Below are 25,978 nucleotides of genomic sequence, written 5' to 3'. Positions count from 1 at the left end.
GATGAGAAAAAAACAAGCCCAAATATTAATTGTTGACGATCAGGAAGAAATTCTTTTTTCGGCAAAAATGATTCTCAAAAAGCATTTTGAAACCATTTTTACTGAAAATAGCCCAAAAAAAATCATCGCTGCTTTGACCGAAAATGACATAAATGTTGTTTTATTGGACATGAATTACCGAATTGGGTTTGAAGATGGACGCGAAGGAATTCATTGGCTGAAAGAAATCAAAACGCTTTCTCCAAATACAATTGTGATTTTAATGACTGCTTTTGGGAAAATTGATACTGCTGTTGAAGGTATAAAAATTGGGGCTTTTGATTATGTTTTGAAACCTTGGAACAATGAAAAATTACTCGAAATAATTGATAAGGCTGTCGCCGAAAGCCGAAAAAACAATAAAAAACCTGTTGTTGAAAAAACAGAAAAAAGATATTTTACGGGTACTTCTCAAAAAATTAAACAAGCCTATTCGATTGCCGAAAAAGTAGCGCGAACAGATGCGAATGTTTTGATTTTAGGCGAAAACGGAACGGGGAAATACGTTTTTGCGGAATTTATTCATCAGAATTCAGAACGAAAAAACGAACCTTTTGTTCATGTTGATTTGGGTTCATTGAGTGATAATTTATTCGAAAGCGAACTTTTTGGATACGCAAAAGGCGCTTTTACAGATGCCAAAACAGATACGCCAGGAAGATTTGAATCGGCTCAAAATGGCACTATTTTTTTAGATGAAATTGGGAATATTCCGCTTCATCTACAGTCTAAATTATTACATGTTTTACAGACAAAAACGGTTACGCGTTTAGGCGAAAGCAAAGCAAGACCTTTAAATGTCCGAATTATTTCGGCAACTAATAATGATATTAAAGCGGAGGTAAAAAATAAAGTTTTTAGAGAAGATTTGCTGTACCGAATCAATACGATGGAAATTAATTTGCCACCTCTTCGCGAACGAAAAGAAGATATTGTGCCAATGGCGCATTTTGTTCTCGATCAAATTGCCGAAAAATACAATCAAGACAATTGGCATTTTGAAGAAAATGTTGCGCCTTATTTAGAAAAATATCCATGGAAAGGAAATGTGCGCGAAATGGAAAATAAGATTGAACGTGCGCTGATTTTAGCCGATAATAATACGATTACAGTTCACGATCTTGATATTTTAGATTTTGAAGAAATTCAGGAAAACGATGAAAACCCACTTTCTGAATTAGAAAAAACGGCAATTGAAAAAGCCTTATTCAAACACCACGGCAACATCAGCAAAACCGCCGAGGAATTAGGTTTGTCAAGAGCGGCCTTGTATAGAAGAATTGAAAAATACGATTTGAAGAATTAAGAATTAAGAATAAAGAGTCAAGAATAAAGAGTCAAGATTTCTTTTATCTGCTAAATCTGGGTGAAACTAAAATTTAAAGACAAAGCAAAAAATCATTTTAATCCTTTTAATCTGTGGCAAACAAAAAATAAAAATGAAAAACTGGAAATTTTATAACGCCTTGTTTGTGAGAGTCTTGTTTGTAATGATACTCTTTTTCTTCTGCGTTTTTCTGATTTATAAAATGTTTTATTACAACGCACTTTTGGTTGGTATTTTTGTTCTAATTATGCTGGCCGAAATGTATTTTTATGTAAAAAACCAATTGCAGTTTTACGACAGAACTTTGCTTTCGATTTTGCAGAACGACTTTACAACAAATTTCCCCGAAGAGAATAGAAAAGACAATTTTGAAAGTTTGTATCTTTTGTATGAAACCCTAAAAGTGCAGCAACAGGAACAAATTTCGAAAGAATTGATTTATCGTTCGCTTTTAAATAATATTGACAGCGCCGCTTTGATTTTGGAAAAAGAAAACGATGATTGGAATATTTTTTTAATGAATGACTGTTTTTCGGATTTATTTAAAGTGCCAAAAGTAAGTCATTGGAAATACCTTAAAAATTACCTTCCGTCGCTTTGTTTTGAAATTGAAAAAACAGATTTCAGCGAATTAAAATCGGCTATTTCTATTAAAATTGAAGAGCAGGATTTACAGACTTTTATGCTTCAGACTTCAAGAACTCAAAGTTATAATAGAGAATATTTTATTATTTTATTGGATAGTATTCAGCGTGTTATTGAGAAAAAAGAAAAAGAAGCATGGATCAATCTGATGAAAATTATTTCGCATGAATTAATGAATTCTTTGACTCCAATTCGTGCGCTTTCGCAGAATTTACTTCACATTGTTGATCAGGAAAAGTTGGAAGAAGATGATTTTGATGATATTAAAAGCAGTATTTCGACGATTATAAACAGAAGTGATCATTTGCAGGTTTTTGTGGAAAATTACCGTAAACTCGCCATGCTGCCAACGCCAACAAAACAAATGACCTCAATAAATGCTCTTTTCGAAGATTGTCTCCGCATTATGAGTCCGATTTTAAAAGCCGAAAACATTGAATTAATCAATGAAATTCACAGCTCGCGTTCGATTTTAATTGATAAAAATCAAATGGAACAAGTGATTATTAATTTGATTACAAACAGTATTTATGCGCTAAAAGAAAAATCAGAAAAGAAAATGTATGTATCAAGTTATACAGAAAATAATCGCTTTTTTATCTCAATTGCCGACAACGGAAAAGGAATCGATCCAGAAATTCAGGATAAAGTTTTCCTTCCATTTTTTACCACCAGAAAAGATGGCGCCGGAATTGGTTTAACGCTTTCTAAAAACATTATAGAAGCCCACGGAGGTTATTTAAGCTACCAAACGGATGAAGACAAAACCAGCTTTGTTATTTGCTTGATTTAGGTTTCAATCTTAGAAAGTATACGTATAGTTGTCATTAAATGACAAGATTGGGTTGTTTTGTTATGTAAAGAAAAATCAGTATTCCATTTCAGGTTGCCAAAAGTGTTTTTCGAAATCTATAATTTGATTGTCTATAACTTCAATGCCTTCATTTTCGAGAAGTTGCTGCATTAAATTCGTTCCGTCAAAGTGGTGTTTTCCAGTTAAAAGCCCTTTTCGGTTTACCACTCTGTGTGCGGGAACATCATCCATATTATGACAGGCGTTCATTGCCCAGCCAACCATTCGGGCAGAACGAGCAGTTCCTAAAGCTTTAGCAATGGCGCCATAAGAAGTCACTCTTCCGTACGGAATTTGTCTGGCGATTGCATAAACTCTTTCAAAAAAATTTTCTTCAGCCATAGGTTTGGTTTTTTGCCACAGATTATAAGATTAGAAAGATTTCTTAAAATTGGTTTCTCGCAGATAAAAATAATCTAAACCTGCTAAATCCGCGTGAGAATTTTTTTTTTACAGAATAAACAAGAAATTATTTTAATCTTATAATCTGTGGCCAATATTTTCTATCCAAAGTAATAATTCAAAATATTAAAGAGCGTTACCACGGCAACTAAACCGGTAATGCTTCCAATAATTGTATTCATGTTGCGCATCAGGTAATCTGTTTTCTTTTCGATTCTTCCAAAGAAAGCGATGTAACTGTACAAAGCGGCAAACGAGCCTAAAACCGAGCCTAAGACAAAAGTGAAAATAATATTGTTTTCAAATGCAAAAAGATGATAGGATGCAAGCGTCACACTTACTACAACATAATACGGAATAGGAAAAAAGTTTAAGCCAGAAAGCAACATTCCGAGAAAGAAACGGCTTTTTTTACTGCTTTTTTTGATTTTAGATTTCTTTTTGGTTTGCGGATCTTTGGCAATAAACAAAAAGTAGATTGTCAAAATAGAGAAAATTACAAAACCAACTTCACGCAATAAAGTCACAACATCTGGTCGATTGTCGATAACGCGCGCAAATAAAACGGCCACTGAAACCTGAAAGAAAATGACCAAAACAGCACCAACAACAAACCAGAGTGCATTCTTTTTCCCTTCTTTCATGTTTATTTTAGCTGCGGTCATGTTGATTAAACCTGGCGGAATAATCCCAATTGCAGCCGCAATAAAGCCCGAAAGTAATGGAGTAAATAATGCCATTCAGTTACTGGATCAGTTAGAATATTTGTTTTTCGAAATTAAATTAGTCTTTAATTTTGAAACGAATATACGTAATTGCCTTGTTAATTTCTAAATATTGTTTTTCGTAAAATGTCTGAATTGCAGTAACAACTTCAGGACTTCCTTCATTTTTATAAACGTTATGATTGGCGTAAAGTACCTCGTGTCCTTCTCCATGAAGTAACCCAAGCGTATAGCCATGCATGAATTCACTGTCGGTTTTTAAGTTTACGACACCGTCTTTTTTAAGGATTTTTTTATACAATTGAAGAAATTCAGAATTAGTCATTCTGTGTTTCGTTCTCTTGTATTTGATCTGAGGATCTGGAAAAGTAATCCAGATTTCGTCTACTTCGCCTTCGGCAAAAATATGATTGATTAATTCGATCTGTGTACGAACGAAAGCCACATTATGCAGTCCGTTTTCAACAGCGGTTTTAGCGCCTCTCCAGAAACGCGCACCTTTAATGTCAATTCCGATAAAATTTTTGTTGGGATATTTTTCAGCTAATCCAACAGAATATTCTCCTTTTCCGCACCCTAATTCTAAAACTAATGGATTATCATTTTTAAAGAAATCAGAATTCCATTTTCCTCTTAAAGGCATTAAATCACCTACAACTTCTTCTCTGGTTGGCTGAAAAACGTTTTGAAATGTTTCGTTTTCTCTGAATCTCTTAAGTTTATTTTTACTTCCCACTTTTACAAAAATTTTCCGCAAAATTAAGGAATATAAACGAATGAATAGAACGTAATTATGGTTTAAAATTTTTTTGCCACGAATTTCCCGAATTTCCCCGAATCAATTTAACTGCTTGTAGAAGAAAATTAGTGGAAATTAGTGTAATTCGTGGCAAACTTTATTTTTTACCCGTAATGCGGTTCAGTAATTGCTTTTGTTTTTGGATCAAGCGTTTCATCGTGTTGCGACAAATCAAGTCCAATATGTTCTGATTCTTCAGAAACTCGCAGCGGAATAATAAAGTTTGTTACTTTGAACAAGAAGTACGCTCCGAAGAAAGTAAAAAGCGAAACTAAAACTAATGCCATCATATGATGCCCAAAAACATTCCATCCGCCGTGTAGTAAACTTGCGTTTTCTCCATGTGCAAAAATGGCAGTTAAAATCATTCCCATAATTCCTCCAACTCCATGACAAGCAAAAACGTCCAAAGTGTCGTCGAATTTTTTTGAATATTTACAATTTACTGCCGTGTTGGAAACCAAAGCCGTTACAAAACCAAAGAACATACTTTCAGGAACAGAGACAAAACCTGCGGCAGGAGTAATGGCAACAAGACCAACTACTGCTCCAATACAGGCGCCAAGTGCCGAAACTTTTCTTCCGTTCATTCGGTCAAAGAAAATCCAAGTTAGCATTGCAGCGGCTGATGAAGTTGTTGTGGTTGCAAAAGCCATAGCGGCGGTTCCGTTTGCAGCAAGGGCAGAACCCGCGTTGAAGCCAAACCATCCAAACCATAGCATTCCGGTTCCTAATAATACAAAAGGAATATTAGTTGGAATATGCTGACTGTTTTTTCTTTTTCCTAAAACAATAACTCCTGCCAAAGCAGCAAAACCAGAACTCATGTGTACTACCGTTCCTCCGGCAAAATCTTTAACGCCAAAATAGCTTCCTAAAATCCCAGTTGGGTACCAAACTGCGTGGCATAAAGGAGCATATATAAAAATCGTAAATAAACTAATGAAAATTAAATAGGATATAAATCGAACACGTTCTGCAAATGAACCTGTGATGATTGCCGGAGCAATAATGGCAAATTTCATTTGAAACAAAGCAAAAAGCATAAACGGAATCGTGCTGGCTAATTGCTTATGAGGCAAAACGCCCACATAATCCATAAAAGCAAAAGTGGTAGGATTCCCGAAGAAACTATAAAAATGATCGCCAGAGCCAAAACCAACTGGTTCTCCAAAAGCAAGACTAAAAGCAACTACAACCCATAAAAGTGTAACCACTCCCAAACAAATGAAACTTTGAAGCATGGTCGAAATCACATTTTTTTTGCCAACCATTCCGCCGTAGAAAAAAGATAAACCAGGCGTCATGATTAAAACTAAACAAGATGAAGTCAACATCCAGGCAACATCGGCCGGAACAATATGATCGGTAGTGTCAAATTCAGATAATACATAACTATTTTCGGTCATTGTTGGCCAAAATGCACCCGTGATGCAAACAATGCTTATCATAATAAAGGAAATGATCCAGCGTTTTTCTATTTTCATTTTTCAAATACTTTATTGAACCCTATTTTTTTTGGGGTCAAAGTTAAAAAAAATTAAATATTTTGATTTCAAGGGCTGTTAAAATAGCGGTGTGGTTTTTATTTTAAATGATTTTGTAAATTATAGAGGTGTTTTTTGAGAGTATTTTATTTTGAAGTTCTAATTTGCACCTAAAATTGTCAATTGTATTATAATTATTTTGATAATGAGCTTTCTAAAGCCTTCTAAAAGTTAGGATTATAAGAATAAAACTGAAAATTGTTTATTTTTTTTGAAGTTTAGCAATCAAGGCATCTTCGATTGGTGCTTTTATTTTGGTAATCGCATCGACTTCTTCATTTGGAATTGTCATGGAGAGAACATAATGCTGGATTTTCCATTCTTTTCCAACTTTAACCAAAACGCCCGATCCGCGACAAATTTTCATTTGAGTATTTAGCAATTCATCAAACCAAGCAATAGTTCCAGTTTTGTCAAAAAAGATGTGACGTTCTAAAGCAGTAAAGTTCCATGCTTTTCCTTTATCGAAATGAGGTTTTGCCCAAATTTTGAAGTTCTTTTTGGTCCAGTTTTCGGTAGCGTCTGTTCCAATAAAAATGGCATCATCAGCCATTAAATCAAAATAAGCGTCAAATTTAACATCGGCAGCGGCTTTGTGCCAAGTATCTAAAGTCTGATTGATTTTGTCTTTATCAGAAGTTTGTGCATTTGCAAAAGAAGCAACAAATAAAAGAAGTAGAATTGTTTTTTTCATGAGTTAGGTTATTTGACCTTAAAGTTAAAGGTTTTTAACCATATAAGGAATACAAGCTCATATAATAGTGGGACATAATTAATTTAATTGTCTTTTAAACCTGTGTAAAAAACTTTGCGACTCTGCGACTTTGCGAGATTATTAAGTTAAGTAATTCCCTGTAAAACTAAAATTCCCTTACATTACTTATATGGTTTAAAATTTTTATATTTGAGAGCTTTAAAATACCACAATCATGAATCCGAAAATCTTAATAAGTTCGCTGGCTTTTTCGACATTGCTTTTTATTTCTTGTAAAAAAGAATTAGAGCCTCAAGAAAATACCGCAACATCAGAATTGGTCAGACTTGGACTTGCAAAAGATACTGCAAAAACCGCGACAAACACGCCAGTTGTACAAACCCAGACTGCAAACCCAAATACAGTTTTAGGAGAAACAAAAGGATTAAATCCTGCTCATGGACAGCCGGGACATCGTTGTGATATTGCCGTTGGTGCGCCATTAAATTCGGCTGCGCCACAACAAGGCCAGGTGACAACAACCCAAGCACCACAAGTGGTTCAAGTGAATCCAAATCAAAAAAATGTAGTTACAACAACAGTTGCCGCACCGGTAAAAGTTGCAAAAGGAATGAATCCGTCGCACGGTCAGCCAGGTCACAGATGTGATATTCCGGTTGGAGCTCCTTTAAATTCACCAGTTGCAAAACCTGCTGCGTCAAATACTGCACAAAGCGGAAGCGCTTCACAATCGTTTACCGTAACGCCACCCGCAGGAAATAATGCGGTTCCTGCTTTATTAAGTACCGAACCAGCGCAAACAGTAGCCGAAGGAATGAATCCGCCACACGGACAGGCAGGACACAGATGTGATATTGCTGTAGGAGCGCCTCTTCCGAAATCGTAGAGAAAAAGGTTCAAAGGAACAAAGTGGCAAAGGTCCAAAGAAACCTTTGTCGCTCTGTATCTTTGAACCTTTGTCCCTTTTCAAACTATAAAAAAAAGACGTTTCAAATTGAAACGTCTTTTTTTTATATACTTTGAAATTTAAAAAGCTTTTTGTTTTTCGTAAGTAGTAGTTAGTGATTTTTTGATTTTGCTCAAAGCACCGCTAAAAGCTTTTTCTAATGTATCGGAGTGTTCTGTAACGGTAATTGGCTGTAATTTTTGCGGACGCACTTCGATCAAGCATTTTTTATCATGCAGGCCAAACTTTTCCCCATTTTCATCCCCAAAGTGAACTTCAATACGGGTAATTTTGTCTTCAAAACGAGCTAAGCCTTTTTCTAATTCTGCAGAAAAGTAGTTTTCTAATCTAGCGTGTCCATCAATGTTTTTGTCGGTGTTGATCTGAATCTTCATAATGGTTTGTATTTTATGATTGTCTCTCAAAGCTATCTTTTTTAAAGAGAAAAGCCAAGCGAGTTAATAAAACATTATGAAATTTTTCGTCACTTTTTTATCATTCTATAGAAGAAGGAATCTTTGTCAATATCTCTGTTCTGAGAATTATTGTATTCTGAATTTCTACAATACAGGCGCCCAAATTCTTCTTAATATCATTGCTCCAAAAACGCAAAACTTTCCAATTGTGAGATTCTAAATAGGCATTGACTTCGTAATCTCGTTGCATATTTCGCTCGATTTTTTTGATCCAATATTCCGAATTAGTCTGCGGTTTTTTTCTGGTTTCCCAATCTTTGCCGTGAAAGAATTCTCCATCGACAAAAATGGCAACTTTTAATGCTGTAAAAGTCAAATCTGGAGTGCCAAAAACCTTTTTATTATTTTTACGATAACGGTATCCAATATGCCATAATGCTTTTGCCAAACGAACTTCGTCTTTGGTATTAGTGCCACGAATTCTACTCATGACTTTGGAACGTTGTTCTGGCGTAAAACAGTCCATGGATATTTAATTATTAAAGGTTTGAAATTTAATAATTAGTGGTATTTAATTGGTTATAGGTTTTTATGTTGTGATTGTATTATTTCAACAAAGATGAGATTTTTTACTTCTCCTTCTCCTTTTTCCCCATCTTAATCTTCATTTTTCCATTGTCATCATAAGCCACTAAACGTAGAATAATGCCTTTTCCTCGAACAGCATCGCGTTCTTCTTTTGAAGAAAGTTTGGCGTCGTTTTTAGAATTTCGAAGCGGAATTGTAAGTGCGAGATTTGTGCCTCGGCCAAATGAATAAACACCTTTTGCATCAAGATTTAAAACACTCGAACTAATGGTTAATTTATTAATATCGACCAATTCGCCGCGTAATTTAAAATCACCAGACAAATCACTGAACGTAATATTCTCGACATCGCGAAACGGAAAAGCAAATTTCCCCACTTTCATAATAGGTTCAAAATTGACCAAAGCACCCTGACTGACATTAAATTTTAAGCTTCCGTGCGTCGAATTCGTGATCAATTCGCCGTTCGTGTTCATCAAACCTGTAACATTAGCATTGCTGGTTAATTTTCCATGAATATTGTTAGGCGTAAATGATTTGATTCCGAAGTTATTAAATGACTTTAAAAACTGTGTAATATCAACCTGATTGACCTGTGCGTTTGAAGCAAAATTGTAGTTTTTACCAGTTGGAGAAAGTGTCGTACTAAAATTAATGCTTCCGCCGCAAGTTTGCAGCGAGCCATTTTTGATTACCAATCGCGAATCGATCATCTGGATTTGGGCTTTTGTATTTGTGGCGGTCAATTTATTATAAGTGATTTTATCGGCTTTGAGGTTAATGTCGACAATACATTTTTCGATTGCATTTCGTAGCTGATGAGACATAGAAGGTTTTTTTGACGTCACTTTCTTTTTTTGAGAAGTGGCCAAAACGCCCAAAAACTGTTTAACATCGATATTCGGGCAATAGATATTCCAGTTTACAACCATTTTTTCGGGAGCGTCGTAATATAGATTCAGGAAATTATTGATTTTTCCGTCTATGAAAATAGTGTTGTTTTTGTGTTTGTAAGCTATTTTATTAATGATCAAAGCCTCTTGTGTAAATTGCAGCTGCACGTTTATTTTTTCGGCGTGAATGTTTTTCGGAATAAAATGGAAAGAGACATTCTTAACGTCTACATTTCCAATAAAACGCGGTTTAGTAATGTATAAATCTACAATGTCAAACTGAAATTTTAAGTTGAGCGTGGCGTGTCCTTCGGTAAAATGAATCCATTTTTCGGTGTTTTCTTCGTTAACAACAGGAAGGTCAAAATCAGAATTCACAACTCCGGTTGCCAATGGTTTTTCGAGATTGTTGATGGATAATTGCGCAATTTTAAGCGGTACATTTTTGTATTTAGCAGAAAAACGCGTTAGAATTACAGCAGAATTCGCGTCGCTAAAACCTTCTTTTGGCTTGAAATTATTGGTGAAGATTCCTTTGAAATCGCAATCGGTAAGCAAGCCATCCGGAATACTGAGTTCGTTATTGTGTACTTCGGCCTGAACGACGATTCTTGGATCACCTTCAGCATTAAAATCGCCTTTGATGTCGCAATTCACATCGATTTCTTTTTTCAGATTAAATCGGTTAAGTTTAGAACTGATATTTGCCGATAATAAATTGGAAGCGTTTTGCCATAAAATCGTAGTGCTGATATTGATGCCGAACAGCGCACTCCCTTTGGCTAAATTGAAAAAAGCAACGATATCAAATGAATCTGTTCCAATTTTTAGTCCAGTAGTTTTTACGTCAATTTTTTCTTTTTCACTAGAATAGGTAACGGCGAAAGTTCCTTTGAGTTGTTTTTGTTTGGCAAAACTCCCGTGAACGGTATTGAAGGCCAAACTGCCAATTTGAGTATCTAAAAATACATCGGTTTTCCAGTTGTCTCCATCGTAATCTACTTTTGATTTTAAACTGGCTACATCAAAATCAAATAATTTATGGCCAATGCGATTGTCGAGGACGAAATGAACGTTGTTGAGGTCGATTTCATCAATCGTAGTTTCACTTTCCGATTTAGTTTCTGGTGTTTTTTTCTTTTTCGGTTTAAAAATATTAGCGTTCGAATAACCGTTTTCGGCTTTATAAACATAAATCTGAGCGTCGCTGATCAGTATTTTGTGAATATTGATTTCTTTTTGCAGTAGACTCCAGACATTCAGGCGAACTTCAATTTCCTTTGCTTTTAGTAAAGTGTGTTTGTGGCTGTTCCATTGATTGTCTTTTAACTCTACATCTTTTAAAGCCAAAGTGAAATTGGGGAGACCAGTTAAAAACTTATAATGAAAATCACCAATATGAAATTTCCCATTGATGTTTTCATTGATTTTGGTGTTTATTTTGGCCATGATTTCGGTTTTATTTCGGTTGAAATAAATCGATAATCCTCCACAGGCAATTAAGAGAAGTGCTATTAATCCTAAAATAAAAAATCCAAAACGTTTGGCATATTTTCTAAAACCAGCCGACTGCAAAAAGACTTTTATTCGATGTAAAGTTTCTTTCATCTGGAAAATTTTAATGGTTGATTAAAGATACTATAAAAAACAATCATATTTAAATTTCTGATTTCCAAATTACTGCAATGTTACGTTTGTGTTTTTGAATTGAATTTATGATATAATTATTTACAATACTTTTATAATCAAAACTAATTTGCGAATGGTGTATGATTTGTTTTTAATTTCTAACTTTGTACCTCAGTTTAGGAAATAATAAAAAACTTGTCTCTCGGGACAAAAGCTGAAATAACATTTAAAGACAAATTATTATGGCATTAGCAATAACAGATGCTACTTTTGACGAAGTAGTTTTAAAGTCAGATAAACCAGTAATGGTAGATTTTTGGGCAGCATGGTGCGGTCCTTGTAGAATGGTTGGTCCAATCATTGACCAATTGAGCGACGAGTACGCTGGTAAAGTAGTTGTTGGTAAAGTAGATGTAGATGCTAACCAAGAATTCGCTGCAAAATATGGTGTGCGTAACATACCAACCGTTTTGGTATTTCATAACGGTGAAGTAGTAGGAAAACAAGTTGGAGTTGCTCCAAAACAAACCTACGCAGATAGTTTAGACGCTTTGTTGTAATCGTAAGATTATGATTTATATAAAGAAGGTTTGGCGAAAGTCAAGCCTTTTTTATTTGTGTCTGTCACAGATTAAAAGGATTTTTTTTCGCCACTAATTGCGCTAATTTCCACGAATTATTATTAAAAATTTTAGTTAGGATTAAATTAAATCAAATGATTTTAATGTGTGAAAATCATGTAATTCTATGTAACCTTTTTTAAACTTTAAATAATTAGTGCAAAATTTTCTCAAAACATTCAGTATAGCCCGTGGTTTCAAACACGGGAAACGTATTGTGTTAATATAATATGTGCCTGCGGTTGAAGCGGCAGGCTATGTTTTTTATGCAGATTCTTAATAAGACTTTTTTCAAGTTAATAATCTCTTTATCAAAGCCACAAACGCACTTTCTTTAAATTTGTGGCAAAAAAATCAGGCCTAAATTTTAATTAGTGAAAATTCGTGAATTCGTGGCGGAATCTTTATTTTTAACGAATCTTATATTCCTTAAAAATGAAAATTCTTCACAGCTTTCTTGCCTCTTTTTTGATCATTACGATTGGGTTTTCTCAATCAAAACCAAAAGAAAATCTAATTGTCGAAAATGGAGTTTCAGAACAATTAGCTCAGTTCAGAAAAAAGCAGATTTCAAATGTATCTTACACGCTTTCATTTGAAATTCCGAATCAGAAAAGCGAAAATATTAACTCCAATCTTGTTTTAAATGTGACTTTATCTAATTTGAGTCAGTCTTTGCAATTGGATTTTAAAGAGAAAACCGAGAACATAAAAACAGTTCAAGCAAACGGGAAAAGTATTGCAATTGTTCATGAAAACGGACACATTATTATTCCTCTCGAAAGTTTGATTTTAGGAAAAAATACCATTTCAATTTCGTTCATCGCTGGAAATTTATCTTTAAACCGAAATGATGATTTTTTATACACCTTATTGGTTCCAGATCGTGCGAGTACATTATTCCCTTGTTTTGATCAGCCGGATATAAAAGCAACTTATAAATTGAGTCTTTCTGTGCCAAAAGAGTGGTCGGTTTTGGCTGGAGCCGATGTGAAAGAAAAACTGGAGAAAGGAGATTTTACAACGTATACTTTTGGAGAATCAGATAAAATGAGTACCTATTTGTTTTCTTTTGTGGCCGGAAAATTCAAGAGCATTACACAAAAACCAGGTTTAGAAATGACGATGTTGTATCGTGAGAATAATGCTGAAAAGATAAAAATGAGTGTTGATACTATTTTTAATTTACACCAACAATTTTTAGACTTTTTAGAAAAATACACCAAAAAGAAATTTCCGTTTCAGAAACTAGATTTCGCTTCAATTCCAGTTTTTCAATATGGCGGAATGGAACATGTTGGTGCCATTCAATACAGAGAATCAACTTTGTTTTTAGATAACAGCGCAACCGACAGCGAGAAATTGAGTCGTGCAAAATTGATTGCACACGAAACCTCGCACATGTGGTTTGGTGATTTGGTAACAATGAAATGGTTTGATGATGTTTGGATGAAAGAGGTTTTTGCCAATTTTATGGCTGACAAAATAATGAACCCAATTTTTCCGAAAGTCAATCATAATTTGCAGTTTTTCACGGCACATTATGCTAGCGCTTATGCAGAAGATAGATCTTTGGGAACACATCCGATAAAACAACATTTGGCGAATTTGAAAAATGCAGGATCTCTTTATGGTGCCATTATTTATAACAAAGCACCCATTATGATGCGCCAGTTAGAAGCTTCAATGGGAAAAGAACCGTTCCAAAAAGGTATCGAAAAGTATATTCAAAAATACGCCAATGATAATGCTGATTGGAATAATCTTGTAGAAATTCTAGACGATGAAACGCCTCTTGATATGAAAAAATGGAGTGACGTTTGGGTAAACAAATCCGGAAGAGCCATTTTTACAGATAAAATAGAATATGATGCTAAAAACCGAATCAAAAGTTTTGAAATTATGCAAAAAGCCGAAGACAAATCTAAGAATGTCTGGCCTCAGATTTTTCAGATTGGTTTAGTTTATGACAATAATGTAAAAGTTGTAACTGTAAATATTAAAGAGAAAAATTTGGTTTTAAAAGAAGCAGTCGGACTTGAAAAACCGCTTGCAATTGTTTATAATTATAATGGTTTTGGATACGGTGTTTTTCCGCTTGACGGGAATAATTTAAATTTAATTTCGAATTTGAAAGATGAGGTTGCAAGAGCTTCTGGTTACGGTAATCTTTATGAGAATACTTTGATTGGAAATGTTTCACCGCAAAAAGCTTTTGATAGTTTTATGAAAGCAATTCAAACCGAAGAAAATGAATTGGTTTTAAGAATTGCCTCAAATAATTTAAATACGATTTATTGGAGATTATTGACAGAAAAACAACAAAATAAAGTTCAAAAACAGCTTGAAGATGTTTTAAACGGTCGCTTGCAGACTAATTTATCAGCAAATATCAAAAAGACATTATTTGGTTTGTTTAGTTCGATTGCTTATTCTGAGTCGGCGAAAGCCAAATTATATCAGATTTGGAATAAAGAAATTGTAATTCCAGGTTTAAAATTAAACGAAGATGATTTTACCAATTTGGCGATGAACTTAGCCATTTTCAAACATGAAAAAGCAGATGAAATCTTAGAAAAAACCAGAACGACGATTACAAATCCAGATAAACAAAAGCGTTTTGAATTCCTGCTTCCTTCATTGTCAAAAGACGAATCGGTTCGAAATGCATTTATGGAATCGTTAAAAGACGATTCAAACCGAGAAAAAGAATCTTGGGTTGCTGTTGGTTTAAGTAATATTCATCATCCGTTACGTCAGGAAAGTGCGCAAAAATATATTAGATTTTCATTAGATTTGGTTGATGAAATTCAGAGCACGGGCGATATTTTCTTTCCGAAAGATTGGCTGGACAATACAGTTGGGAAATATTCGTCTAAATTTGCTTTTGATGAAGTACAGCGATTCTTAAAAGAAAACCCTAATTTTAGTCCGATCTTGAAGCGTAAACTATTTATGGCGACAGATTTGCTTTATAAAGCGCAAAATATTAAAAAAGAAACCGAATGAAAATCGAATCGGAAATAGAGAAAGTCTCCAGTTTTCAGCATCTTGAAATGTTGGCGAATCAGGTTGTAGAAGGTTTTATATCGGGAATGCACAAGAGTCCGTTTCATGGGTTTTCGGCTGAATTTGCAGAGCATAAAGTGTATAACTCCGGTGAAAGCACCAAGCATATCGATTGGAAATTATTTGCCAAAACCGACCGTTTGTACACGAAACGTTTTGAAGAAGAAACCAATTTACGCTGTCATTTGATTGTGGATAATTCGTCATCGATGCATTATCCAGAACTAAAATCGAATCAACCGTTTTATGAAAAGAAGATTGGTTTTGCGGTTCTGGCGTCGGCAGTTTTAATGAATATTTTAAAGAAACAGCGTGATGCTGTTGGCTTGAGCGTTTTTTCAGATAAATACGAATATTATGCTCCCGAAAAAGGAAGCGATCGTCATCATCGAATGCTTTTGAATAAACTGGAAGAATTATTAGTGCAGCCAAAAGTCAAAAAAAAGACTGATACGATTACATATCTGCATCAAATAGCTGAGAAAATGCATCGCCGTTCAATGATTATTCTGTTCACAGATATGTTTCAGACCGAAGATGATGAAAAGCTTTTTAACGCTTTACAGCATTTAAAACACAATAAACATAAAGTCGTTTTGTTTCATGTCGTTGATAATGAAACCGAATTGAAATTTGATTTTGATAACGCTCCAAGAAAGTTTATCGACTTGGAATCTGGTGAAGAAGTTTCGATTTTTGCCGATAATGTTAAAGTCGAATATGAAAAAAGGGTAGAAGTGTACTTTAAAAACCTTGCTTTAACCTGTGCGAAAAACCAAATTAAGTACGTTTCGGTAAATGTTGGCGATAACTTTGAAAAAATATTGATTACTTATTTGGTTGAAAAACAAAACTTTGGATAAGGATTTAAAAAATTATTTCATTTTTTTTATCAAAACGCTTGCAGAAATGAAATTCTGTACTATCTTTGCAACCGCAATAACGCAGAGGTTTGGTAGTTCAGTTGGTTAGAATACATGCCTGTCACGCATGGGGTCGCGGGTTCGAGTCCCGTCCAGACCGCAATATTGGGGAAAGCCTTTCTTTTAAGAAAGGCTTTTTTGCCCAAAAACGGTATCTAAGATTAGTTGTGTTGTTTTGCTACGACTTTGTAACTCGTAGCTGGTTTAGTAGTTAGACCAATGAAAAGCTTTCCACTTTTGTGGATGGCTTTTTTGATTTACAGCACTTTTGATTTAACCGGAAAGGGCGCAATTCCGATAGCTATCGGGATACGCAAAGTCCGCAAAGTTTTTTTTAAGCTGTGCGGACTTTGTGTTTATAATGATTTATTGAATTGGATTTAAGCATAGCCCGTGGTTTCAACCACGGGCTATGTTTGACAAGAAAATGTATAGTTATGTACGAAAAACCTTTATTAAAGTTTCAAAGTTTGAAAGGTTAGAATTGATAAAGCTTTGCGAACTTTGCGTTTGTTTAAGGGAGTAATAAAATGCTTTGCTCCCGATAGCTATCGGGATTGCGGTTAAGAAAAGAAAGAAACTTCTTGTTTTTTGAATTAGTCATCAAATTTTAAAATATTGGAGTTTAACCAATTAAAAAAATCTTTTTTTTTATTCGCAAAAACGCTTGCAGAAAAGAAATTCTATTGTATTTTTGCACTCGCAATAACGCAGGGTTTGGTAGTTCAGTTGGTTAGAATACATGCCTGTCACGCATGGGGTCGCGGGTTCGAGTCCCGTCCAGACCGCAATATTGGAAGAAGCCTTTCTTAACGGAAAGGCTTTTTTGTTTTTTGTACTTAACCGCAAAGGGCGCTAAGATTTACGCAATCCCGATAGCTATCGGGAGCAAAGTTTTTTTAAGCTTTGCGAACTTTGCGTTTTAGTTTGCTGTATTTCAACATAGCCAGAGGTTTTAACCTTGGGAGACGTATTGTAATGATTTGAATTAATGCAATGCATTGCGCTCCAGTGGTTGAAACCATTGGCTATGGTTTTTGATGAAGCCTTGCGAACTTCGCATAAATCTTCGCGTACCTTACGGTTAAATTTCTTTCTTATCTTTATAATAAGAAATCTTTTCAATGGAACGATCAACATTCAAAATAGACAAGTACTACCTCACAAAAGTAGATGCTGATAAAAAAAGTATTTATTGTCATCATGATTTGATGGGAGAATTGTTGGTTCCTACGCACAAACACGATAAGGCACAAATGCTCTATGCTGAAGGTGATGTGGTTTTTGTAACGACTGAAACGAAAAGCTATTTTTTACCGGCAAGACATTTTATCTGGATTCCGGCCGGCCTAGAGCACAGTATTCAGCCAAAGTCGGAAAATGTGATGATGCGAAATCTATATTTTCCGGTAGAGAAAGACGAAGATGCCTTTTATAAAAATGAAGGTATTTATCCCGTGAATAATTTACTGCTTCAAATGATGCTTTTTACCAATCAATGGAATGGTGATTTGAAGAAAGGCTCTCCAAATTTTACAATTGCCAAAGCAATAAAAGCAATTCTTCCTCAAATTTGTACCAACAATCTGCCTTTGGAATTACCACAGCCAAAAGACAAACGACTAGGGAAAATCCTTCGACATATTGAAAATAATCTTGGCGAAACAATTTTGTTTTCTGAGGTTGCACATGAATTCGGTTATAGCGAGCGCTCTTTGTATCGCTTGTTTCAAAAAGATCTCAAAATGTCTTTTATTCAATATTATACCATCAGAAGAATTTTAAAAGCGATTGAATTACTGTTGGACAGAAAACTTTCAGTTAAAGAAGTCGCGCTCGAAGTTGGTTATAGTAGTGTGCCGACATTTAGTAATACTTTCTTCAAAATCCTCGGACAAAGACCTTCTGATTATTTAAATGGGGAGGATGTTTTAAAGAGTAGATAAAAAATTATTTCTCTCGCAGATTTAGGAGATTTCGCAGATAAAAAAGAAAAAAATCTGCTGAATCTGTGAGAAACTTTAAATTAATGACTACCAATCTCTAATTTGTAATAAATTGTTTTACAGTGTTTTAATATAACGTTTTCGAAAATAGCAATTTTAACATTTGTCTGAAATGAATATGTTATTGACTTTTTAGAATTATCAGTCAACAAAATAATGTGGGAACTTTGCACCATTAAATTATTTATGTAATCATGTTCCTTAAAACAACACATTCTACAGAAGATTGTTTTCTCAAAATCCTGCTGTTATTTCTAATTGTATTCACGTTTAATTGTGTACAAGCGCAGGAAATTCATTCGGTTTCACTAAGTGAAGCACTGAAACTGGCAAAAGAAAACAACAAAAAAATCCTTAGATCTCAATTAGAGACTTCGCTCTCAGAGCAAAACATCAAAGAAAGAAAAGAACTCCGCTTGCCGGACATCGAATTAAACGGCGAGTATTCGAGAATTACCAATATTACCGAATTCAAAGGAAGCGGTTTCTTAAATGGAAAAGAAGTAACCAAGGCAATTCCTGAAATTTATCAGGTGAAATCGACTTTTAAAATGCCCATTTATGCGGGTAATAAGATTAATAATGCGATCAAAATTGCGAATCAGGAAAGCGAAATTGCCAAAATAAAAACAGAAAAAACCGAAAACGATATTGAACTGGAAGTTGTCGCAAACTACTTGGCGATTTATAAAATGATGGAACTTCAGAAGATTTTTGAAGAAAATATCAAAGAAGAAAAAAGCCGATTGAAAGAAGTACAATCGCTCCAAAAACACGGAACGGTTACAAAAAATGAAGTTATTAGAGCCGAATTACAGCTTTCGGATCGTGAATTGAATGCGCTTACAAATTCCAAAAACATCAAAATTGCGCTTCATGATCTGAAAACTTTAATTCAGATTCCGGAAAATGAAGAAATTGCGATTGACACAACGTCAAATCTCGACGAAATGAATGGTTTAGATCCGTATGATTTTTATTTGAAAAAAGCTTTCGCTAATGAAGAAATGCGAATTGCAAGTCAGGAATTAAATATCAAAAAAACAGAACTGCAATTGGTTAAAGGAAATTATTTGCCAACGGTAAACTTCTTCGGGAACTATGGTTTTTATTATCCAAACTACAAATTCTTTCCACCAAATCCGTATTTGTATACTTTAGGGCAAATTGGTGTTGAAGCGAGTTTTGACCTTTCTTCTTTGTATAAAAACAAAACGAAAATGGATCAGGCTAATACTAAAATCGAATGGCAGAAAATGCAGTCGGAAATTGTAAAAGAGGAAATTCAGGATAAGCTTTATAAAGAGCATACACAGTATCAGGAAATTCTTGAAAAGTTTGTGGTGGTGGATAAGGCTTTGGATTTAGCGAATGAAAATTACCGCATTGTAAAGCTGAAATACTTAAATCAATTGGTTTTAATAACCGAAATGGTCGATGCTGATAATGCTTTGCTTCAGGCAAAATACAATAAAATTTCTACCCGATTGGATGCGGTTTTAAAACATTACGAACTGCTTCATACGGCTGGGATAATGCCTCAGAGTTAGATTTTAGAAGAAAGAGGCAAGAAGAAAGAAGAAAGAGAATAGAGTAAAGAATATAGATTTCAGTTCCGGAGGAACTATTCATATTGTAGCGCCGGATTTTAATCCGGTGGAGAATTAGTGAGAATAGATTAAAAGATATAAAGTTTATGGTTAAGATAAAAAATGAAACTAGAAGAAACAGAACGTTTCATATCATAATAACAATTATTGCGTGTACGCTGGTAATTAGCGGTGTTATTTTAGGGATTTGGTTTTATGTATTCAATAGGAATCATGAGGAAACCAATGACGCTCAGGTCGAGCAATATGTAACGCCAATTATGTCGCGCATTACGGGTTATGTGCAGGAGGTTCGTTTTGACGAAAATCAGTTTGTGCATAAAGGCGATACTTTGGTTGTAATTGACAATCGTGAATATAAATCGAAATTGAATGTGGCGCTTGCCGATGTTCAAAACGCACAGCAAAACAGCGTTGTGGCGCAAAAAAATGCGGTTACAACAGCGAGTGCAACTGCTATTAACGAGTCACAATTAGAAGGTGCAAAATCGAGTCTTTGGAAAACAAAATTAGAATACGAAAGATACAAAGCGCTGGTAAAAGACGAAGCAGCAACGTCTCAGCAATTGGAAAAAGTAAAAGCAGATTACGAATCGGCGCAGGCACATTTTGAAGAAATGAAAAATAGAATTCATTCGGCGACTTTGAGTACATCTGTGGCTGAGGCAAATGTGCCAACAACACAAACCAATATTGCATCAAAACAAGCTATGGCCGATAATGCAGCATTGTTTTTATCATACACTATAATTACAGCACCATACGATGGCTGGGTTGGAAAACGAACTTTACAGCCAGGACAATTGGTAAAAGAAGGTCAGTCTTTACTTTCGATTGTAAGCAAAGAAAAATGGATTACGGCTAATTTTAAAGAAACGCAATTACAGTATTTAACCGTGGGTCAGGATGTTGAAATAAAAGCTGATGCCCTGAACGACAAAACTTTCATTGGGACAATTGCTTCGTTATCGCCTGCGAGTGGCGCAAGATTTTCGCTATTACCTCCAGATAATGCAACTGGAAACTTTGTAAAAATCGAACAAAGAATTCCGGTTAGAATTCAGCTAAAAAGCAACGACAAACAAACAGATTTTTTAAGAGCGGGAATGAATATCACTGTGATTGCAGCACACTAAAATGGAAGATAAAAGTATTTTTAAATCCTGGGTTCCAAGATGGGCAATCATTATTATTTTGTTTGTCTGTCTTTTGCATTCCATGATTTTATTGGGAGTTTATACTTCAAACGTAACGTACGCAGCAAGTTTTCTGGATATCGAGCCCGAAGATTTGCAGTTTGCGATGTGTGTTACGTACGGAACTTTGTTGGCAACGATTTTGATTGAAAGTCGTTTTTCGAGTTTTTTCCCTGCAAAAAATTACCTGATGGCGGTGTATTCCTTAATCGGGATTACGATTGTTTCATCGGCGTATATTACTAATTTTTATCTGTTTTTAATATTGAGAATTGCCGAGGGAATCTTAATGGCGCTTCCGGTAATTACAATCCGACAGTTATTGATTGAGCAGTTTAATTCTAAAAACGCCATTATAATTGGTTTCTCGTTTTATTACGGTTCGCTTTTATTGTCAACGCCTTTTATTATGAACATTGCAGTTTGGTTTCTGGATCATTACGATTGGAAATACATGCTCTATGTTTCGGGCGGATTGCAGGTTTTGAATGTCTTTTTAATCTTAGTTACTTTTCGTGGGCACCGAATCACAAAGAAAATTCCGTTGTATCAAATCGACTGGATGAGTTATTTTTTGGTTTTAACTGCTATTCTTTGCGGTGCCTACTTTTTTGTGTATGCGGAGAAAAAATATTGGTTTGAGTCTTCTCAAATGGTATTGATGTTAATGATTGCTTTGATTACAGGCGGATTATTCATTTTTAAAGAACTTTTAGTAAAGAGGCCCACTTTTGATTTTGAAGTTTTTAAATACGCTAATCTAAGAATAGGATTTTTATTGTTTTTCCTTTTTTACATCAGCAGAGCAACGCTGAGTCTTTGTCATTCGGCAATGTTCTCTATTTGGAATTGGGATCCGTCGCGTGTGGCTGGCGTGCAATACATTAACGGACTGGGAAATGTAATAGGATTGATTTTAGCAGCCTATTTCCTGATGAAATCTGTTTCGACTAAAGTTATTTTTATCATTGGCTTTTCGTTGATTGCGTTGTTTCATTTTTGGTTTACTTTTCTGTTTGTGCCCGATGTAGCTTTATCCGATATTATTATTCCGTATGTTTTACAAGGCATTGGCGTTGGGTTTTTATTCGTTCCTTTAATCTTGTTTACAACATCTTCGGTTCCGGCAAAAATGGCGGTTTCTTCTGGAATTGTCGGTGTTTCGGGGCGTTTTTGGGGAAGTACAATTGGTTTTTGCGTGATGCAGAATGCAGTAGTTTTTCTAAATAAAAAACACTTTTTAAAACTAAGCCAATTCGTAACCGGCGAAAATCCCGAAGCACAACAAACCATCGCTTCAACAGCGCAGAGTTTTATGGCAAAAGGATATTCGGCAGATAATGCCAATACTTTAGCCTTGAAAAAAGTCTTTGGAACAGTTGCCAAACAAGCGACATTATTGACCGATATGGAAATTTATACGATTGTGGGTTATGGTTTGGTGGTTTTGATTATTCTGATTGCTTGTAATCAGCATTTGAAACAAACTATGACTTTGGTAAAAAGTAAAATTTGGATCGGCTAGAGATTTAAGCTCGCTAAGTTTTTGTTGGCAATCTTTGACGGGTTTAATCTCGCAAAGTCGCGAAAGCGCAAAGATTTATTTTAAAGCCACAGATTAAAAGGATTAAAATCAAAAAACTTTGCGCTTTCGCGACTTTGCGAGATTAAAAAAAACGTTGCGAGAAACCTCCATACAACTTTGCGGTAAACCACACTTATCAGTATCTTGCAACCGTTAAAACAACAAAATATACAATGAAACAGCAATGTGTAATTTTTGATATGGATGGCGTGATTTCGCACACCAATCCGCATCATGTGAAGGCTTTTGAGGCGTTTTTCGATAAATATAATGTTCCTTATAGTAATGAAGAATTTGAAGAACATATGTACGGAAAACATAACAGTTATATTATGACACATTTCTTCAAGCGCCCAATTGCTGGAGAAGAACTTCTAAAACTCGAAGACGAAAAAGAAGGAATGTTTCGCGAAATTTATAAAGACAAAGTCGATACGATTCCGCATTATTTGGAATTTTTAAGCGAATTAAAATCGCGTGGTTTTAAAACAGCCGTTGCAACATCGGCGCCGCGTGCGAATTTAGATTTAATTGCAAATGCCTTAAAAATTACTGATAAAATGGATTCGATGATGTCAAGTGAAGATGTTATGTTCCATAAACCAAATCCTGAAGTTTATCTAAAATCGGCAGAACGTGTTGGAGTTGCTCCGTCGGATTGTGTGGTTTTCGAAGATTCTTTTTCGGGCATTACAGCAGGATTAAATGCAGGAATGAAAGTCGTTGGTGTTTTGAGTACGCATACAAAAGAAGAGCTTCCTGTATGTGATTACTATATTAATGATTATAGTGAAATTAATGTGGATAAGATTAAGGAGTTGTTAAATTCCAATTTTTAAATTCCAAATAATAGGAGAGACCTTTGTCAAAGTTTTAAACTTTGTCAAAGGTTTTTTGTTGATAGTAACCACAATCTTGTCATTCCGAGGAACGAGGAATCTTCGCAAGTAACTCCACAAAGGTTTTTCCGCATTCTAACAATCAATTAAAAATATTAAATTGCCTCCAGTTTTAGCTGGAGGTTTTTATTTTTTCTTAAGAAACAATCCATTATCTCCTATTGCATATACGGCACCATCTTTTGAAATAATTTTCCAGATTAGGTCAGTAGTTTTATTGTAAACTATTTTCCAATCTACACCAGCATTTTTGGTTTCAAAAATTTTCCCCTCATCTGTTGAAAAGTATCCAGTATTTTCGTTAATGAAACAAACCGATGTTGGGGAACCAGAACCTGGCAAGTTTGATACTTTTGTCCAACTAGTTGATCCGTTGCTAGTTTTATATAATTCATGTTTAGAAGTAATGTAATAACCAATATTATCTGATATAAAGGAAAGAGAAAGAATATCTGAATCTGAAGCTAATGTTTGGGTCCAGGTTTCACCTCCATCAAGAGTTTTGACAATTATTCCTTTATCTATAACGTTATTGGTATAGCCGCCATAAGCGTATGCAACTAAATCTGAAGTTATTACTAAATTATCTACAGTAGGACCATCATACTTTTTTATCCAAGTATTTCCAGAATCATCTGATTTTAATATCGAACCAGCTCTTACAAGCAGCCCTTTTGAAGGATTAAAAAATTTAATATCAAAAATAGTTGGACCACCCGAAATACTTTCAATTTTGTTAAACGTAGTGCCAGAATTTGTAGTAACAAACATATCTATTCTTGCGGTGTAGAATTTTTGCTCATTTAGCATAAAAGCGCTCATAAATGTTTGCTTATCTCCTGTATTTAATACACCCCATGTTTTTCCGCCAGTATTGGTTTTTGCTAAAAATCCAAAAGTCCCGCAAATTATTCCTTGATTTTTATTTATAAAGGAAATGTCAGTTAAGCTTTGAGTGGTATAGGCATCTATTCTCTCAAAAGCGGATGTTTTATTATCTTCATTTGAAGAACAGCCAAGAATCCCTAAAGTTAAAATCAAAAAGCAAATCAATTTTTTCATAACAATCTTTTTTTAAGTAGATGATTGAATATCAAAATGGTTGCGTGGAATTAGGAAGAATTTTTTTGTTTAAATTTATTTAGAGCTATTTTTTATCGTAATATTTCTGAAGTCAATTGGCGAACGCTCATAATTCAAAGAAATTTTGCCTTCTGTAGAGGAAGCGTCCGTACATTCATTTACCAATTTTCCGTTTAAGTATTGCTTAATTTTTCCGTTGAAAGATTTAATAACCACAATATTCCATTCGCCATACGGATTCTCATTTTCTAAAAACTTCGCAGAAACCACACTGGCACCAGCTTCAATTAATTTTCCGTTTACTTTTGCCGTTACTTGGTCTAGAAAGATAAAATCTCCGGTAGTCTTTTCTTTTATTTGAAATTGAATTCCTTTTGGCCAGATTTTATCAGAAGCATCTAACGGAATATTGTACATAACCCCGCTGTTTTTTACGCCTTTCATTTTGTATTTCTCGTCAAGATTCCATCTGTATTCTAGAGTAAGTTCAAAATTTTTATAACTTTTTTTGGTCATCAAACAGCTCGGATCTTCACCATGCATACGAATCATTCCGTCTGTGAACTCATACACTTTTGATGGTTCTTGTTGTGCTGTATTGGTTTTGGTAAAAGCATACCAATCGTCCATTTCTAAAACTTTTCGCTGAACGAGACAGGAGCTTAAGGTAAAAAGAAGAATAAGGGCAAAAGATGATTTTTTGAACATAACGATGAGTTTAAAAAGAAGGGATTGATTTGATTGATGATTTATTGGAAAGTAAAAATAAGGATACGGACCAATATAAAAAATAGAAGTTCTGGTTTTTTTGTTTTGAAATGATTTTTAAACCATATAAGAAATATAAGTTCACTTTAATAAATGAGCATAGTTTAATTGACTCTAGTTTTAACCACTGGCTTTTCTATTTTTTTACAAGGAAGGCTTTTGCTGAAATTTGCTAGGCAATTGATTTTTTTTGTTTTTAATCTTCAAAAAAATATCATTTCTAAACCAGTTTTCATCTTCTGGGGTTTCAAAAATTCGTTTTGGAAAAAATAAGGTTTGACCCTTAGAAATATATAAAAGATAAAGATCTTTTAATTCGAAAACTTTTATAAAATTCTGTACATCAATTGTGCCTTCTGATATTTCACCCATACGGGAAATGATTCTATCAGGGAAAATTTCGTATTGTCTCTCTTTAAAAATAATTTTGTTTTCCTTTGAATTTGCAAAACTCCAATATTTATAGATCTTAAGAACAGGATACATGAATCCAACAACTATAATAAAAAAGCTAAAAGAATCTTTCTTTCCGGTAAAAAGAACTAGAGTAGAAAACATCCACATAAAAGCAAATAACCATCCTCGTCTTTTTAATTCAAGTCTAACAAGGAACATGAAGTATTCTTTTTTTGTGAGTTGAAATTTTTTGGTTTTAATCATTTGAGGTATTCTTAGGTTACTTAGATTAATCAAAT

At 34.5% G+C, this 25,978-nt stretch carries 23 protein-coding genes and 2 tRNA genes; 14 read left to right on the top strand and 11 right to left on the bottom strand.

What is annotated here, in order from left to right:
- Position 1 precedes the first annotated feature (1 nt).
- Together EV145_RS01325 and EV145_RS01320 are read left to right on the top strand one after the other, a co-directional pair.
- On the top strand, positions 2 to 1,345 hold the full coding sequence (locus EV145_RS01325) for a sigma-54-dependent transcriptional regulator (protein ID WP_133523442.1): 1,344 nt from the start codon (positions 2 to 4) through the stop codon (positions 1,343 to 1,345).
- Positions 1,346 to 1,478: 133 nt separating this feature from the next.
- Positions 1,479 to 2,804, top strand: coding sequence for a sensor histidine kinase (locus EV145_RS01320; protein ID WP_133523441.1), 1,326 nt, complete (start codon positions 1,479 to 1,481; stop codon positions 2,802 to 2,804).
- Between the two features lie 75 nt (positions 2,805 to 2,879).
- On the opposite strand, the gene EV145_RS01315 is transcribed toward EV145_RS01320, so the two are convergent.
- The 5 genes from EV145_RS01315 to EV145_RS01295 form a co-directional block, all read right to left on the bottom strand.
- A complete protein-coding gene (locus EV145_RS01315) occupies positions 2,880 to 3,206 on the bottom strand; it encodes an MGMT family protein (protein WP_133523440.1) in 327 nt (108 codons plus the stop codon).
- 161 nt (positions 3,207 to 3,367) lie between these two features.
- Positions 3,368 to 4,006: a LysE family transporter gene (locus EV145_RS01310; RefSeq protein ID WP_133523439.1), complete on the bottom strand. Its 639-nt coding sequence runs from the start codon at positions 4,004 to 4,006 to the stop codon at positions 3,368 to 3,370.
- Positions 4,007 to 4,049: 43 nt separating this feature from the next.
- Positions 4,050 to 4,727, bottom strand: coding sequence for a tRNA (guanosine(46)-N7)-methyltransferase TrmB (trmB, locus tag EV145_RS01305; RefSeq protein WP_133523438.1), 678 nt, complete (start codon positions 4,725 to 4,727; stop codon positions 4,050 to 4,052).
- Between the two features lie 167 nt (positions 4,728 to 4,894).
- Complete coding sequence (locus EV145_RS01300; protein WP_133523437.1) at positions 4,895 to 6,277, bottom strand: ammonium transporter; 1,383 nt, start codon at positions 6,275 to 6,277, stop codon at positions 4,895 to 4,897.
- A gap of 262 nt (positions 6,278 to 6,539) precedes the next feature.
- Positions 6,540 to 7,031 carry a nuclear transport factor 2 family protein gene (locus EV145_RS01295; protein ID WP_133523436.1) on the bottom strand — a complete coding sequence of 164 codons (492 nt, stop codon included), beginning with the start codon at positions 7,029 to 7,031 and terminating at the stop codon, positions 6,540 to 6,542.
- 235 nt (positions 7,032 to 7,266) lie between these two features.
- Between EV145_RS01295 and EV145_RS01290 the strand changes: the two genes are divergently transcribed.
- Entirely contained in the window at positions 7,267 to 7,938 is a 672-nt protein-coding gene (locus EV145_RS01290) for a hypothetical protein (protein ID WP_133523435.1), read from the top strand.
- 140 nt (positions 7,939 to 8,078) lie between these two features.
- Here EV145_RS01290 and EV145_RS01285 read toward each other — a convergent pair whose 3' ends face one another.
- The 3 genes from EV145_RS01285 to EV145_RS01275 form a co-directional block, all read right to left on the bottom strand.
- On the bottom strand, positions 8,079 to 8,393 hold the full coding sequence (locus EV145_RS01285) for an HPF/RaiA family ribosome-associated protein (protein WP_133523434.1): 315 nt from the start codon (positions 8,391 to 8,393) through the stop codon (positions 8,079 to 8,081).
- Between the two features lie 100 nt (positions 8,394 to 8,493).
- Complete coding sequence (locus EV145_RS01280; protein ID WP_133523433.1) at positions 8,494 to 8,940, bottom strand: very short patch repair endonuclease; 447 nt, start codon at positions 8,938 to 8,940, stop codon at positions 8,494 to 8,496.
- 103 nt (positions 8,941 to 9,043) lie between these two features.
- Complete coding sequence (locus EV145_RS01275) at positions 9,044 to 11,503, bottom strand: AsmA family protein (protein WP_133523432.1); 2,460 nt, start codon at positions 11,501 to 11,503, stop codon at positions 9,044 to 9,046.
- 263 nt (positions 11,504 to 11,766) lie between these two features.
- Between EV145_RS01275 and trxA the strand changes: the two genes are divergently transcribed.
- The 11 genes from trxA to EV145_RS01225 all read left to right on the top strand — a co-directional run bounded on the left by trxA (position 11,767) and on the right by EV145_RS01225 (position 23,372).
- The gene (trxA, locus tag EV145_RS01270; protein WP_012023423.1) at positions 11,767 to 12,084 is read left to right on the top strand and encodes a thioredoxin; all 318 of its coding nucleotides are present in this window, start codon (positions 11,767 to 11,769) and stop codon (positions 12,082 to 12,084) included.
- Positions 12,085 to 12,579: 495 nt separating this feature from the next.
- The gene (locus EV145_RS01265; protein WP_133523431.1) at positions 12,580 to 15,153 is read left to right on the top strand and encodes a M1 family aminopeptidase; all 2,574 of its coding nucleotides are present in this window, start codon (positions 12,580 to 12,582) and stop codon (positions 15,151 to 15,153) included.
- Entirely contained in the window at positions 15,150 to 16,076 is a 927-nt protein-coding gene (locus EV145_RS01260) for a DUF58 domain-containing protein (protein WP_133523430.1), read from the top strand. Before EV145_RS01265 ends, EV145_RS01260 begins: the two co-directional genes overlap by 4 nt.
- Before the next feature lie 86 nt (positions 16,077 to 16,162).
- Positions 16,163 to 16,236 (top strand) — tRNA-Asp (locus EV145_RS01255).
- A 119-nt stretch (positions 16,237 to 16,355) separates the two neighbouring features.
- Positions 16,356 to 16,520, top strand: coding sequence for a hypothetical protein (locus EV145_RS22510; protein WP_208110881.1), 165 nt, complete (start codon positions 16,356 to 16,358; stop codon positions 16,518 to 16,520).
- A 330-nt stretch (positions 16,521 to 16,850) separates the two neighbouring features.
- Positions 16,851 to 16,924, top strand: a tRNA-Asp gene (locus EV145_RS01250).
- A 336-nt stretch (positions 16,925 to 17,260) separates the two neighbouring features.
- Positions 17,261 to 18,082: an AraC family transcriptional regulator gene (locus EV145_RS01245; RefSeq protein ID WP_133523429.1), complete on the top strand. Its 822-nt coding sequence runs from the start codon at positions 17,261 to 17,263 to the stop codon at positions 18,080 to 18,082.
- Positions 18,083 to 18,336: 254 nt separating this feature from the next.
- Complete coding sequence (locus EV145_RS01240; protein WP_133523428.1) at positions 18,337 to 19,692, top strand: TolC family protein; 1,356 nt, start codon at positions 18,337 to 18,339, stop codon at positions 19,690 to 19,692.
- Positions 19,693 to 19,838: 146 nt separating this feature from the next.
- Complete coding sequence (locus tag EV145_RS01235) at positions 19,839 to 20,888, top strand: HlyD family secretion protein (protein WP_133523427.1); 1,050 nt, start codon at positions 19,839 to 19,841, stop codon at positions 20,886 to 20,888.
- A 1-nt stretch (position 20,889) separates the two neighbouring features.
- Positions 20,890 to 22,473, top strand: a complete 1,584-nt coding sequence (locus tag EV145_RS01230; protein ID WP_133523426.1) for an MFS transporter — start codon at positions 20,890 to 20,892, stop codon at positions 22,471 to 22,473.
- 233 nt (positions 22,474 to 22,706) lie between these two features.
- Positions 22,707 to 23,372 carry an HAD family hydrolase gene (locus tag EV145_RS01225; RefSeq protein WP_133523425.1) on the top strand — a complete coding sequence of 222 codons (666 nt, stop codon included), beginning with the start codon at positions 22,707 to 22,709 and terminating at the stop codon, positions 23,370 to 23,372.
- Between the two features lie 186 nt (positions 23,373 to 23,558).
- Here EV145_RS01225 and EV145_RS01220 read toward each other — a convergent pair whose 3' ends face one another.
- The 3 genes from EV145_RS01220 to EV145_RS01210 all read right to left on the bottom strand — a co-directional run bounded on the left by EV145_RS01220 (position 23,559) and on the right by EV145_RS01210 (position 25,943).
- On the bottom strand, positions 23,559 to 24,494 hold the full coding sequence (locus EV145_RS01220; RefSeq protein WP_133523424.1) for a WD40/YVTN/BNR-like repeat-containing protein: 936 nt from the start codon (positions 24,492 to 24,494) through the stop codon (positions 23,559 to 23,561).
- Between the two features lie 75 nt (positions 24,495 to 24,569).
- Positions 24,570 to 25,223, bottom strand: coding sequence for a DUF1080 domain-containing protein (locus EV145_RS01215; protein ID WP_133523423.1), 654 nt, complete (start codon positions 25,221 to 25,223; stop codon positions 24,570 to 24,572).
- Between the two features lie 204 nt (positions 25,224 to 25,427).
- Positions 25,428 to 25,943, bottom strand: coding sequence for a YcxB family protein (locus tag EV145_RS01210; RefSeq protein ID WP_133523422.1), 516 nt, complete (start codon positions 25,941 to 25,943; stop codon positions 25,428 to 25,430).
- Between the last annotated feature and the right edge of the window lie 35 nt (positions 25,944 to 25,978).

Source organism: Flavobacterium sp. 245, from assembly GCF_004362055.1.
Lineage (GTDB): Bacteria > Bacteroidota > Bacteroidia > Flavobacteriales > Flavobacteriaceae > Flavobacterium.
Note: the sequence above shows the minus strand (reverse complement) of the source record. Positions and strands in the feature narration are given on the sequence as shown.